Source organism: Acinetobacter sp. Ac_3412 (assembly GCF_013072675.1).
GTDB lineage: Bacteria > Pseudomonadota > Gammaproteobacteria > Pseudomonadales > Moraxellaceae > Acinetobacter > Acinetobacter higginsii.
This window is the reverse complement of the sequence record NZ_LXUJ01000008.1, coordinates 188991-203248: the sequence shown is the minus strand read 5'-3', so window position 1 is coordinate 203248 and position 14258 is coordinate 188991. Positions and strand designations below refer to the sequence as shown.

At 41.5% G+C, this 14258-nt stretch carries 10 protein-coding genes; 5 read left to right on the top strand and 5 right to left on the bottom strand.

Annotation, left to right across the window (positions count from 1 at the left end; genetic code table 11):
- Positions 1-83 precede the first annotated feature (83 nt).
- Positions 84-1034: a DMT family transporter gene (locus tag A7P54_RS08425; RefSeq protein WP_171549295.1), complete on the bottom strand. Its 951-nt coding sequence runs from the start codon at positions 1032-1034 to the stop codon at positions 84-86.
- A gap of 403 nt (positions 1035-1437) precedes the next feature.
- On the opposite strand from A7P54_RS08425, the gene pnuC reads away from it, so the two are divergent.
- Positions 1438-2010 (top strand): nicotinamide riboside transporter PnuC, encoded by a 573-nt coding sequence (gene pnuC, locus A7P54_RS08420; protein WP_171066399.1) that lies wholly within the window; start codon positions 1438-1440, stop codon positions 2008-2010.
- A gap of 44 nt (positions 2011-2054) precedes the next feature.
- On the opposite strand, the gene A7P54_RS08415 is transcribed toward pnuC, so the two are convergent.
- Positions 2055-3197 (bottom strand): glycerophosphodiester phosphodiesterase, encoded by a 1143-nt coding sequence (locus A7P54_RS08415; protein ID WP_171549294.1) that lies wholly within the window; start codon positions 3195-3197, stop codon positions 2055-2057.
- A 172-nt stretch (positions 3198-3369) separates the two neighbouring features.
- Positions 3370-4983 carry a phosphoethanolamine transferase gene (locus tag A7P54_RS08410; protein WP_171549293.1) on the bottom strand — a complete coding sequence of 538 codons (1614 nt, stop codon included), beginning with the start codon at positions 4981-4983 and terminating at the stop codon, positions 3370-3372.
- Positions 4984-5313: 330 nt separating this feature from the next.
- Here A7P54_RS08410 and A7P54_RS08405 point away from each other — a divergent pair, with 330 nt between their 5' ends.
- From A7P54_RS08405 to A7P54_RS08395, 3 genes are all read left to right on the top strand, one after another.
- Entirely contained in the window at positions 5314-8421 is a 3108-nt protein-coding gene (locus tag A7P54_RS08405; RefSeq protein ID WP_004801574.1) for an efflux RND transporter permease subunit, read from the top strand.
- A 291-nt stretch (positions 8422-8712) separates the two neighbouring features.
- On the top strand, positions 8713-10050 hold the full coding sequence (mgtE, locus tag A7P54_RS08400) for a magnesium transporter (RefSeq protein WP_004801570.1): 1338 nt from the start codon (positions 8713-8715) through the stop codon (positions 10048-10050).
- Positions 10051-10128: 78 nt separating this feature from the next.
- Positions 10129-10722 carry a DUF4112 domain-containing protein gene (locus A7P54_RS08395; RefSeq protein ID WP_005202019.1) on the top strand — a complete coding sequence of 198 codons (594 nt, stop codon included), beginning with the start codon at positions 10129-10131 and terminating at the stop codon, positions 10720-10722.
- Positions 10723-10780: 58 nt separating this feature from the next.
- Here A7P54_RS08395 and htpX read toward each other — a convergent pair whose 3' ends face one another.
- Both htpX and A7P54_RS08385 read right to left on the bottom strand, forming a co-directional pair.
- Positions 10781-11686 (bottom strand): protease HtpX, encoded by a 906-nt coding sequence (htpX, locus tag A7P54_RS08390; protein WP_004801567.1) that lies wholly within the window; start codon positions 11684-11686, stop codon positions 10781-10783.
- Positions 11687-11903: 217 nt separating this feature from the next.
- Complete coding sequence (locus A7P54_RS08385; RefSeq protein WP_171549292.1) at positions 11904-12767, bottom strand: lytic transglycosylase domain-containing protein; 864 nt, start codon at positions 12765-12767, stop codon at positions 11904-11906.
- A gap of 498 nt (positions 12768-13265) precedes the next feature.
- Between A7P54_RS08385 and ttcA the strand changes: the two genes are divergently transcribed.
- Complete coding sequence (gene ttcA / locus A7P54_RS08380) at positions 13266-14171, top strand: tRNA 2-thiocytidine(32) synthetase TtcA (RefSeq protein ID WP_004801563.1); 906 nt, start codon at positions 13266-13268, stop codon at positions 14169-14171.
- Positions 14172-14258 lie beyond the last annotated feature (87 nt).

Sequence of the window (14258 nt, the reverse complement as noted above, 5' to 3'; positions counted from 1 at the left end):
AGAGCGTTAGGATAGTGTACTTGAGCCGATCAATAGATACTATCACGGATCGGAGGTGTTACCTGACCGATCCGTTTGCATATTTATTGTGGGCGAGGTCGGTTGCGATAGGCATAAAGAAACAGACCGAAACACAGCAGCATTAGCCCCATGATCAGATGTGAACTGAGAGGCTCATGATTGAACAAAAAGCCCCAACAAGTTGCAAACACAGGCGTCAGAATGGTGATCAGCATCACTGTAGTTGGGTTGAGTTTTTGAATTAAATGAAAGTAAAAAATCATGGCCAGCACAGAAGAAAATAAGGCGCTATACAGCAGGGCCAAACTGGTTTGCAGACTCGGGAACTGCGTTGGTGCCTCAGCGAGAAAAAAAGGCAGTAAACACAGATAGCCAAACCATGAAACCAAAGTTGAACCTGTAGTTTGGACAATAGGGTGAATCTCGGCGCCAACTTTGGCAACACTAAACATTGAAAGTACATAGAGTAGAACTGCAATGATTTCATATAACACCCCGACCAAATCCAGCTGAATATGGTCAGCACCAATACCGAGTGTCAGAGACAAGCCAAAAATTGCCAGTGAGAGTCCGTACCATTGACGTTTTAAAAAATGTTCGCGTTTTAGAATAAACACGGCAATCAAACCTGACCAGAGCGGTGCCGTACCATAAATAATCGAAATCATACCCGATGAAACACGGGTTGCGCCCATATAGCAGAAGGTCATAGAGCCAAATAAGCCAACCGCACCTGCGCTATAGCTGATCAAAGCCTGAGGCGTCAAAATAAGTTTTTGTCGAAAATAAAACAGGCAAATCCACGCCAAAGGAATGGCGATACTAAAGCGGAAAAACAGTCCCCAAGCCCAATGAATTTCGTGCACAGTCAAAACTGCGGCCAAAGGTGTGAATGACCAAATCAGCACGACTGCAATAAATTGACCGACTGTGGCAAGGCGAGGGGAAACGAGGGCCACAGCCGGCTGCATCTGTGTGCTGGATATAAAATTCTTTTCGGGTAACTGGCTCATGTTGAGACTCCTGTTATAAAAACGCTAGATGGGGTTAAAAAATTTAGGCAATAAAAAAGGTCGCTATTGAGGCGACCTTGGGATTCAAATGATGCTTTTTTAAGGGGTCATCGGATGAAGCAGTACAAAGTCTCCTCGCATAAAAATGCAGACACGTCGCCATGCTGCATGGGCAGAAATAGCATGCGAAATCACGATGACGGGTGCGAAAGACACTTTGTTGCTGAACATATCAATATTCTGAAATAAGCTTTAGATTTTTATAACATAGGCTTTGGGTGAAAAAATAGTCGTTTTCTCAAATAAAGATAAAAATATAAGCAAAGTAAATAAACAATTGGGCATTGCTAAAATTGCAGATTTTTCCATAATGTTGCCATCAAATCCTGAAAGAAGTTTGCTCTTGTCTGCCTTTGAAATTTTTGCGGTAGTGATTAGTCTGATTGGTGTGACCTTGACCATTCGACGCAATATGTGGTGTTGGTGGTTTAACTTTCTGGCGTGTAGTTTGTATGCCTATTTTTTCTTTACCATCAAGTTATATGGCGAAACGATCCTGCAATTTTTCTTTATTGCGATGAATGTTTATGGATTCTATTACTGGCTTAAAGGCAAACGTCAAGACCATGATATTCGGATTGAACCGATTGCCAAGAGCACTGTATTGGCGCAAATGTGCTTGGCGCTGATTTTTGGTCTGTTGTTTGGCTTGATTCTTAAACACTTTACCGATGCTGCTGTACCGATGTTAGATTCACAATTGGTGGCATTTAGTTTACTTGCAACCTATTGGACCAGCCGTAAGCATATTGCCACTTGGATTCTCTGGATTTTTGTCAACATCATCTATGTCGGTATGTTTATTTACAAAGAGGTTTTCCTGACCGCGGGACTCTATGCGGCTTTTGTTGGATTGGCGGCCTATGGTTGGTGGCAATGGCAACAGGTCAAACAAAAACAACAATTTCAACTATAAATACAAGGGCAGCTGAGCTGCCCTTGTTATTGTGTATTTAAGTCTTATTTCGTCGTTGCTTGATAGGTCTGTACAGCTTGACGGCCTAAAGCTGGATCATCGGTAAATACGCCATCGACCCCCGCTTTAAAATAAAGCTGCATTTCTTTAATGGACCCTGTGCTGCAACGCTCAGCTGCTTTTGCAACATCAGCACTACATTTTAGTGTATCGGGTAGGAAGTTGTTTTCTGGACGGAAGGTATAAGGGTGTACTTTTAAATTGACTTTATGTGCATCTGCAATAAAAGAGGTGGTCTGTGTCATTGCGGCATCTTTAAAGACATAAACTTTCCATGGACCGACACCATTGGCGTAAGCCGAAACATCTTTAAGACCCTGTGCTGTTGCCAAATCCGCATAGGTTTTAGGGTTGTTTTGCACAACATAATCTGCCGGTCTTGCTTCTGGTGCATCGTAGAGCTGAATTAATTGTGCATGCTTCACACTCTTGTGTAAGTCGAGTTGGTTCTTTAAGTATTTTAAATTTCCAACTTCAAACGACTGTAAATAAATAGGCGCAATATCTCGGCTGTATTGATACTTGGATAAGGTTTTTAGTAAAGCATCTTCCATCGCCAAATTCTGTTGCTGGAAGTAGGTCGGATGTTTAGTTTCAATATATAGACCAATGATTTTGCCTGTTTTTTTATAATGTGCTTCTGCCAGTTCAATGATTTGTTCTAAGGTTGGAATAGCATAGAGATCATTATACTTCTGGTTGTCTGGTCGGAATTGTGGAATACGTTCACGGGCTTTGAGTTGCTGTAACTCTTTTAAAGTGAAGTCTTCGGTAAACCAACCTTCTAAAGTGACCCCATCAATGACTTTCGTTTTTTTACGATCTGCAAATTGAGGTAGGGTGGAAACATTGGTGGTCCCACCAATTTCATTTTCATGGCGTGCGATCAAGACACCATCTTTGGTTGAAACCAAGTCGGGTTCAATAAAATCAGCGCCGTCATCTATGGCTTTTTGATAAGAGGCGAGGGTATGTTCTGGTCGAAGTGCACTGGCACCACGATGTCCAATCACTAAAATTTTTGGCAATTGATATTCAGGTGGCGTGGTCTTACTTTGATTATTATTGTCATCATTACAGCCTGCAAGACTGAGCAGGCAGAGACAAAGCGCAGCTTTTTTTAACATGAACAAACTCATCAGTTTTTATTTAAGCGGCTAGTTTGAAAGCGAAAGTTATCAAATCAATGACAGTTGCATGATGCTTTTATGAAATTATCAAGAATTTTAAAATGTCTGTGTGATTTATAGCAAATATCCAGTCGCAGGATTGCTCACAACTGGATGTCTAATCATGATTTTAGGATTTATGCTTCCAATACGGCCAATTGATTTCTGGTGTGAATTGATAATTTTCATCTTGCCAATAAGACTGTTTTGGCGATGATTTATCTTTCAGTCCCATAATATGCATCAGGTTATTATCAAGTTCGGCGGTATTGATGGTTCTGTCTTTATTGACACCAGTGGCGAGCATTTTATCTGCCCACATGATCACCGGAACCTGATAGCCTGCTTTGGTATTGGGACTATGTCCAGCATAGTCAATCTCATGTCCCACTTCATTGCCGTGATCTGATACAACGGTGAATGATCTAAAATCTGGGACTGTATCGGCTTTCAATGTATCTAAAAATTGTGCTAGCAGAGAATCTTCATATAACACGGCATTATCATAATCATTACGTAAGGAACGAATCCAAGGGTCAATATCTCGATTCTTCAGTTCTGTTTCTACACTATCATTACTTTCACTGCTGAATTTATTGAAGGCGGCAGAATAGCGCTCTTTATAATTCGGGTGTGCACCAATCAGATGAAGAATAATTAACTTCTTGGGATCAGGATCTGCAAGTGCTTGCTGATAATCAGGCAATAAGCTTTCATCTAAAGAGGTACTACTCCGTCCAGAGCGGGTATTTTTATAAACCGCTTTATCGGCATAGGAACCAAATAAAGAAGACAGATAAGTATCATCTTGGTTACTGAGCCAATAAATTTTATATCCTGCAGCACGTGCGTAAGCCAGCACACTCTCAGGCGAATATTTATCATGTTCAGAAGCCGGACTTTCGGTCAACAAGACCCGTAATGCATTAATCGTAGATGGTGATGGTGAGAAGGCATTACAGAATACTTTGATGTCAGCCAGTCGTTTGGCTAATTCAGGTGTGGTATCGCGTGCATAACCACACACCCCTAGATTCAAACTGGTTAGGCTTTCAGAAAGTACCAGTACATGGGTTTGTTTGCCTACTGCTTGTTGGGTCAGTGCGAGATTTTGTTTAGCACTGACATCCCATTGCTGATGGACATCTTTATGTTGCTTAATTCTATTTTGGAAATCTTCAATTTTAGTCTCAAACTCAGTCCAAAAAATAATGGGGTGGACTTTTCGTGAAGGTTTCATCAAATAGCTGGTCACGGTCAGTAACATCAATAAAATAACACAACTGCGATAAATGCGACTCTGCCAGAGTTGACTAAAATGGGCAGGCTGAACCAGTTTAAATACAGAAAAACTATAGATAGTCAACACACTGAGTAAAGCAAAAATTACTGCAGCAATCGTGACCAGATGCAGTTGTAAGAATCCCCAAATTTCTTGATGATTGGTATTGGCTATCGCTTCAATAACAAAATAGGCTTCATTATCACTATTAAATAAAAACCAGGTACTTGAACGTAGCAAGGCGTCTAACCAAGCAATAAACCACCAAGCAATGGTCAGGATATACCAATATGTTTTTTGGCGCGTAATTGCCAAATAAATAAACAAAACACCAGGGAGAGATAAAAAGCCGAGCCTTAAACCATCAGATAAATTACCTGCGGCAATCAGCAAGCCGCCTGTAATGAATGCAGGCAGCAAAATCAGCAGCAGAATATTCAAGTTTTTTAAGCTGGCCTTCATATATGCCTAGTACTGTGAGGGAGAAAAGTTAAGCGGCTAATATCGGTTTAACGGGAGAGTGTGTCAATTCTAAATTAAGAAGTATTTGATTGCACAGTAAATTAAATTAATTAGCACAGCTAAACTGTTAAATTGGTGCAAAGATCGTGCATGAAGTTATGCAGAAGTGTCTCAAAATCCATTATTTCTCCTCAATTTCTGCTTTTTGAAATGATATGTTAATAGGGATGGTGTTTGCCTGGAAGCTCGGTAATGATCATAGTTTGAACGTACTCGTATTCTCTCTATCTTTTTGAAAAATTGACTGTTTCTAGAATGGAATAAACAGCCATGTTATCTAAGTTTTTTATTCATCGCCCGATCTTTGCCGGTGTACTGGCTATCATCGTCATGGCTGTGGGTCTCTTTTCAATTCTAAAGTTACCGGTGGAGCGTTATCCCGATATTGCGCCACCACGAATTACTGTTGCGGCAAATTATAGTGGTGCAGATGCACAAGCGGTTGAAGACAGTGTTACCCAAGTCTTAGAACAACAAATTAAAGGCATTGATCATCTGCTGTATTTCAACTCCAGCAGTGATGCCAGTGGTAATAGCCGAATCAGTCTGTTCTTTGATCAAGGTACAGATCCAGATCAAGCACAGGTTCAGGTACAAAATGCGATTAATGGCGCGATTAACCGCTTACCCGAAGATGTACAACGACAAGGCGTCAATGTTCGCAAGTCGCTGAGTGATTCATTTATGGTGATCGGTCTGGGAGATAAATCAGGGCGTTCAACCAATTTAGATATTTCAGATTATTTAACCAATAACTTTGAGTTAAATCTCAGTCGAATCGAAGGGATTGGCGAGGTCAGTGTATTCGGATCGCAATATGCCATGCGTATTTGGCTCGATCCACAACGCTTAGAACGTTATCAATTACAAGTCAGTGAAGTGCGCACTGCCTTGGAAAACCAGAATGCACAGGTAGCAGCAGGTGCGATTGGGGATTTACCTGCCGCTCAAGATCAATATTTAAATGCCAAAGTCACCTCGGGTTCTTTATTACGAACACCAGAACAGTTTGAAAATATCATTGTCAAAGCCAATACAGATGGCAGCTTTGTTTACTTAAAAGATGTCGCTCGTGTCGAAGTCGGTGCTGAAAACTATCAGGTGTTTAACCGTCTAAATGGTTATCCTGCATCGGGGCTTTCACTGTCCTTGACGGTCGGGGCCAATGTGATGCAAGTTGCCGATGCAGTGTATAAGGAAGTGGCACGCTTAGAAAAAGCGCTACCTGAAGGCTATTTTGTGGTCTATCCACGAGATGATACGCCTTTCGTAAAAGAATCCATGTCGCAAGTGGTATCAACCCTGATCGAAGCAATTGGTTTGGTTGTCTTGGTGATGTTTATCTTCCTGCAAAACTGGCGGGCTACTTTAATTCCGGCGGTTACCGTGCCAGTGGTAATTCTCGGAACTTTCGCCGTTTTAGCGGTTTTAGGGATGAGCATCAATACATTGACTTTGTTTGCGATGGTGTTGGCGATTGGTTTGTTAGTCGATGACGCGATTGTGGTGGTGGAAAACGTTGAGCGGCTGATGCATGAACAGCAACTCAGTGCCAAGCAAGCCTCAATTCAGTCCATGCATGAGATCAGTGGTGCCTTGGTCGGGATTACTTTGGTACTGACCGCCGTATTTATTCCAATGTCTTTCTTTAGTGGTGCAACAGGGATTATTTACCGCCAGTTCTCGATTACGCTTGTGGTCGCGATGGGACTTTCATTGCTGGTGGCTTTGATCCTAACCCCAGCCTTATGTGCGATTTTATTAAAGCCTCAGCAGAAACAGGCGCGTTGGGCGATCAAGTTCAATCAGGGTTTGGACTATATTAAAACGCGTTATCTCAATGTTTCACAAAAAGTCATTAACTTAAAAACCATTTCTCTATTGGGTATTGTACTGTTGATCGGTAGTTTTATTTGGGTTTATCGTGATCTGCCAACCAGCTTCTTACCTCAAGAAGATCAAGGCTTGTTAGGGGTTCAATTCCGTTTACCGGAAGGAACACCGATGAGCAAGACCGAAGAGGTTGGGAAACAAATTTCAGATTATTTCCTTGAACATGAAAAGGCCAACCTGAATGGGGTCATGGTGATTCATGGGCGTAACTTTTCAGGTACAGGACAGAATTTGGGTCAGGCCTTTGTATCGCTTAAACATTGGAATGATCGTAAAGGTTCAGAAAATAGCGCACAGCAAATTCGTGCGCGTGCAATGAAGTATTTCTCCCAAAATAATCAAGCACGTATTATGGTACTGATGCCTTCGGTGATTCGTGGGCTCGGGAACTCTGACAAAATGGAGTTTTGGCTACAGGATACCAAAGGCTTGGGTCGAGAAAGTTTATTGAACTCTTTCCGAAGTTTGCAGCAACAAGGGAATGCACTACCTTCGGTCGAAAACCTTGATAAAAAAGGCAATGATGATCAGGCCGTATTGAATATCAAGATTGATCATAAAGCTGCGATGATTCATGGTCTTAATGTCAGTGAAATTAACCGCACACTCTCGACAGCGTGGAGTGGCAGCTATATCAATGATTTTATTGATCGTGGGCGTATTAAACGGGTCTATTTACAGGGTGATGCACCGTATCGCTCTAAGCCAGAAGACCTGAATTACTGGTATGTCAAAAATGCCAATGGGCAGATGGTACCCTTCTCGCAATTTAGTCAGATTGCGTGGCAAGGTGCGCCACCGATGTTAGAACGCTTTATGGGCTATCCTGCCATCAGCTTGGAAGCAGATGCAGCCAATGGCTTTAGTAGTGGGCAGGGGATGCAGGCCATTCGTGGTCTGGTGGATCAAATGCCTGATGTCGGTTTGGAATGGAGTGGATTGTCTTATCAAGAACAGGAATCCAGTAATCAGGCAATCTGGTTATATCTGGTGTCTGTAGCCTTTATTTTCCTCTGTCTTGCAGCGCTGTATGAAAGCTGGTCGATTCCTTCAGTGGTCATGGCCGCGATTCCACTTGGGATTGGAGGAACCATTCTATTTAGTTATTGGTTTGGTTTTGCCAACGATATTTATTTCCAGATTGCATTGCTGACCACCATTGGCCTGTCTTGTAAGAATGCGATTTTGATGGTTGAGTTTGCAGCAAGTTTACAGCAGCAAGGCCGAACAGCATTAGAGGCTGCATTACATGCAGCTGGGCTTCGCCTCAGACCAATTTTAATGACTTCAATTGCATTTGGTGCAGGTGTGATTCCATTGATGTTCTCCAGTGGTGCGGGCGCATTGAGCCGACAAGCGATTGGCTATAGTGTGTTTGGTGGAGTTGTATTTGGTACGATTCTGGTGCTGATCTTTATTCCATTTATGTATGTACTGGTCAGAACCTTGTTTAAGCCTAAAGATAAGGTTGAGTTGGCTAAATAAGAGCACTATAAATTAGTGGCAGACATGAAGAATTCGTTCCTCTAATAAAGGTTCGAATTGTTCATTTTTGTTGTCTAAGTTGAGAATATAAAAAAATATTTGTAGTATTGCCGTGCCGTATAAGCGGCCTAATGAGGTTTGATTCCCTAAATGGACACGCAGAGTTGTAGTTTATTTCAAATTACACATTTTTATATTAATCAAAATCTGAATGAAGTTTTCTATTCGATCGTAAAATAATACGCTGCGTTTAGTCCTTCATTGCAGATACTTTGTAGTGAAGAGGCGAATATGAGCTACAACAACTTTTTATATTTATTAAGCGACGCACTTAAAAATAATCATATTGAATTGGCACTTGCATCAGTTGAAACATTTCAAGCCGTCGATATTGCAGATGTTTTGACACAGCTCTCGGCTGAACAAAGTCAATTACTGCTCACGCATTTACCTGATCGAGCCTACGTATTTTCCTATCTTCCACCCAATGAACAAGTCAAATTGGCTCAAGCGATGCCCAGAAATATTCTGGCAGAGATTATTGGAGAAATGTCATCGGACAAACGCGCTGACGTGTTTAAGTGTTTAGATGAAGAGCAACAAAATGCGCTATTACCAGCCCTAGCACAGGCCGAGAGAGAAGATATTCGTCAACTGTCATCCTATTTAGAGGGCACGGCAGGGGCAATCATGAGCTCCGAATATGCGACCTTAAAACCGAATATGACGGTCATGGATGCAATCAGAATGTTGCGCCTCGAAGCCCCCGATACGGAAATGATTTATTTCGCTTATGTGTTGGATGAAGCACGCAAAATTCTCGGAGTTTTATCTTTAAAGCAATTGATACTTGCACCTGAAGAGCAAAATATTAATGAGCTCATGGAAACCAATGTCTTAACCGCTTATGTGGATACCGACCAAGATGAAGTGGCAAAAACCATTGCACGTTATGATTTATTAGCGCTGCCGATTATCGATCATCAAAACATGATGGTCGGGATCGTGACCTATGATGATGCGATGGACGTGGCCAGCGAAGAAGCAACAGAAGACTTCTTAAAAGTCGGTGCGGTCAATGCATCATCTAAACTCAGTATTAAGTCGGCACCCATTTTGCAACTTTATCAGAAGCGTGTTTTTTGGTTGGTTTTCTTGGTGTTTGGTAGCTTGTTGTCAGGGATTGGTATTGCCCACTATGAAGATGTTATTGCGAAAAATCTGGTATTGGTTTTCTTTTTGCCGTTATTGGTGGGAAGTGGAGGCAATGCAGGTTCTCAGTCTTCAACATTGATGGTCCGAGCCTTAGCAACGGGTGATGTGCAATTCAAAGACTGGTTTTATTTACTCGGACGTGAAAGTTTAGTTGCACTGTGCTTAGGTGGCACCATGGCGGTTGCAGTGTCATTACTGGGTTATTTCCGTGGCGATGAAATGGTGGCGCTGGTACTGGCGCTGAGCATGATGGGCATTGTATTGATGGGCTGTTTGATCGGAATGAGTTTACCGTTTATTTTAAACAAAGCTGGACTTGATCCTGCCAGTGCTTCCGCGCCGTTGGTCACCTCAATTTGTGATGCGACAGGTGTGTTGGTGTATTTATTTATCGCCTCGATGATTTTATTCTGATTGGTAATAATAATTGTACCGACAAAATCGAAAATCTGCTTTATTCTCAAGCATAAACATGGTTTTTAGGTTGAGTGAATGACGGCTCCAACACAACAAAAAAAATTAACTCAGCAGCAAGCGATTGCTGTCGAACGTGATTTAGCAAAGTTTGCCAACACCATGGACAGTTTGGTTCGGATTCCGTTCACCAAACAAGGTGTTGGAGCCGATGCTGCACTGAGCACCATTCCTTTTGCAGGCGATATCGCAGGTTTTATTTTAACGCTGTATGCGTTTAAAAAGGCGAGGGAGGTCGGTGTACCACAGCATAAACTGAAGGGTGTGGTCAAACTGGCAATTATGGATATGTTGGTCGGTTTTGTACCGATTGTCGGCACCTTATTTGACGTATTTATTCGTCCGAGTCGCAAGACGCTTGAAATTGTACATGCGCATATCCGTGAGGAATATCAAGTGCACAGTGATATTCATGTGGTCCATCCATTCTTACATGAATCACTTGAACAGAAGCAAAAAAGCTCGGCATTTTGGCGTAATCCGATCGTGAGCTGGATTTGGTTACGTATCCCAGATTTGTTGGGAATTGCAGTCCTTATGTTATTGGTTGTCGCGGTCTGGGCCGGTTTCAGTTATCTGTGGCAGTTTTATCAATCTTTCCAAGCACACTAGATTTTTAAGTAAAAATAAAGCCTCCGTGATGGAGGCTTTATTATGTATCTGATACTGATTATTGAACATTTAATTGCTGTAATGCAGCAACACGTTGTTCAATGGTAGGGTGAGTTTGGAATAAAGCAGCTAAGCTAAAGCCTTGTTCCTTACCTTCCGCAATCGCAAATGCTTTCATTTCTTTTGGCATTTGATCTGGCATTTCTGATTCTGCTTGTAAACGAAGTAGAGCAGAGATCATTGCTTGTTTACCTGCTAAACGTGCGCCGGCTTCATCTGCACGATATTCACGTTGACGAGAGAACCACATCACGATGGCAGAGGCCATAATACCGAATACGATGTCGAGTACGATGGTAATGGCAAAATAAGCAAGGCCTGGTGCTTCACCTTCTTCACGACCAAATACATTACGGTCGATGAAGTCACCTGCAATACGTGCAAAGAACATGACAAAGGCGTTCACTACACCTTGAATCAGCGCAAGGGTCACCATGTCACCGTTTGCAACGTGACCGATTTCGTGCGCGAGTACTGCACGAAGTTCATCTTTGTTCATACGCTCAAGTAAGCCAGTTGAAACAGCTACTAATGCGTCATTTTTATTCCAACCTGTCGCAAATGCATTGGATTGGTAAGAAGGGAAAATACCCACTTCAGGCATGTTAATACCTGCACGTTGAGATAATTGCGCCACTTCTTGTAATAACCAAGCTTCTGCTTGACTACGGGGTGCATTTGGGTCAATTAATTCTGTCCCAGTGGTTTTTTTAGCCATCCACTTCGACATGAACAGGGAAATAATAGAACCCACCATACCAAAGACAAAACAGATGACTAAAAGGTTGCCTAGATTCAAGCCCCCTGCGCCATGGTAACTACCGACACCGAAGAGTGACAAGATAATGCCAGCTACAACCAGTACCGCGAGGTTGGTTAGCAAGAACAAACCAATCCGCATCATTGAGAAAACCCTCTTATAAAGAAAAAGTGATCTGATTTATAAATTATAAATCATAACGCTAATATGCAGGGCGAATTGTAAAAATTCAAGCAAAAAGTGGGCGCAGATACATTTAGCCTATAAAACGATGAATTGGCTATGAAACAGTGACTTAAATGAAATTTTGTCTAAAAAATATCAGGTAAAATCATTCTGTGAGAATCGTTGGCCTGAATTGTCAATCACTGAGGCGTATTCTGGCAGAAGCAGTGGCATTGGTGGTGGTATAGGTACCTGATGGTGCATCGGTAAAGGTACCATCGGCAAGAGTAATAATTTGGCGATTATATTGTTTTGGTGCTGGTGCAACTTCTACAGCTTCGGTGGATGGCGTGGTGTAATTGGCAGATTGTGCAATCACTTGTGTCGCGGCGCTCGATGAAGATGAGCCGATACTTGATGCATATAGATTTTGATAACGGCTAGTGACACGACGCACATAGTCTTGGGTTTCACGAAATGGAGGAATGCCACCATATTTATCGACATTGCCTTCACCTGCGTTATATGCGGCGATTGCAAGTTGCGTATTGCCATTAAACCGTTTAAGTAACCAACTTAAATATTTTGCACCAGCAAAAATATTTTGTTGTGGGTCATAGGCATTATTCACATTAAAGCGACGTGCAGTCGCTGGCATCAGTTGCATTAAACCTTGCGCTCCTACTGGAGAGCGGGCATTGATATTAAAGCCAGATTCCGTATGCATCACGGCTTTAATTAATCCCTCAGAGACACCATGTTGCTGTGCCGCTTGGCGAATCAATGGATCAAATGCATTTTTATTACGGCTATAGCTCGGAAGCACTGAAGCCTCACTCGCACCCCAGTTACTATAACTATGGATATTACTGTCGGGATAGTAGGTTGCTTTCACCACTTTTAAATGGCTATATTCTGCTTTCTTCTTATTGGTCAGCAGCGTTGTACCATTGTTGTCTTTAAATTGATAAATCGTCTGCCCAGCATAGCTTGGAGCTACGCCATTAAAAAAACCGATTATCCCCAAGCAAAGGGTAAAAAAATATGTTGTTTTGTTCATCATTATAATATTCACGAAAGGATGAGCATAAGTTCTTTACAGCAGTGTAACAAAAAAAAGTAAAAAAAGAACTTTCGCTACAATTTTTTTATTTTCGACTGTTAGACAAAAATCAAGTCATTTTGTTCGAATGTTCAGCAAAAAAAATTAAAATATTTTTTTTAAAAACTAAGTCTTGACTTATCTAAGTCATTGATTTTATTTTTATAAAATCATTGGTTAAAAAATGATCAATCTAATCAGAAGCCTTATTTTAAGATAAAAAGAGTTTGTCAATAGCGAAGAAATCCACAAATTTATCCACAGCTTTTGTGGACAACTGTGGAAAAGTTTGAAATATAAGCAATCCAGGCGAATCTGAATTTTTTTGATCAGAATTTTACCAGTATGAAACTCAAATATGACGATTGGAAGAAATTGAAAAATTCTTTAGATGCGCATTTTTTCGGAATGAGATAAAATCTTGCGGGTATTTTTGTTTATGAGTAAATCACGTCTATGTACGCGCCAGTGGAATCCAACCAAGGATTTAATTTCAAGCCAGAACTTCCGACAAGTTCAGCGTATTATCGCCTGTTGAAAAAGCTTCGTCGTCAGGTTGGGCATGCAATTCGTGATTACAACATGATCGAAGACGGTGATAAGGTCATGGTTTGTGTGTCTGGCGGTAAAGACAGCTATACCTTATTGGATATCTTGCTGCAGTTTAAACGGATTGCACCCATCAATTTTGATGTTGTGGCTGTGAATCTGGATCAAAAGCAACCGGGCTTCCCAGAAGATATCTTGCCGCGCTATATGGAAGAGAACAATATTCCATATTACATTCTTGAAAAAGATACTTATACCATTACCAAGCGCTTAACACCTGAAGGCAAGACCTACTGTGCAGTATGCTCTCGTTTACGCCGTGGTTCGCTGTATGGCTTCGCTCAAGAAATTGGTGCAACCAAGGTTGCATTAGGTCATCACCGTGATGACATCATGGCAACGTTTTTCTTGAACTTATTCCATGGTGGTAGTTTGAAGGCGATGCCGCCAAAATTACTTTCATCGGATAAAAAGAATATTCTGATTCGTCCTTTGGCTTATGTCGAAGAGAAAGACATTATCAAATATGCGGATTTACGCCAGTTCCCGATTATTCCGTGTAACTTGTGTGGCTCACAAGAAAACTTACAACGCGCCATTATTAATGACATGTTGCGTGAATGGGATAAGCAGCATCCAAAACGTTTACACAGTATTTTTGGTGCCTTACAGAATGTGTCTCCATCGCAATTGGCGGATCGTGAGCTATTCGATTTTGAAGCGTTGGATGCTCAACGTGAGTTTGATATGAAAGACCCAGAAGAGTTGAAAAATCGCTTAGATGTGGTCAATCTCAGTTTTGCAGCTGAGTAAAGTGTAAAAGTTTTTGAAAAGGTACTTGTTAAGTACCTTTTTTTTATCAAAATTTTAAAAATTGAATCACGCGTACAAAAAATCATA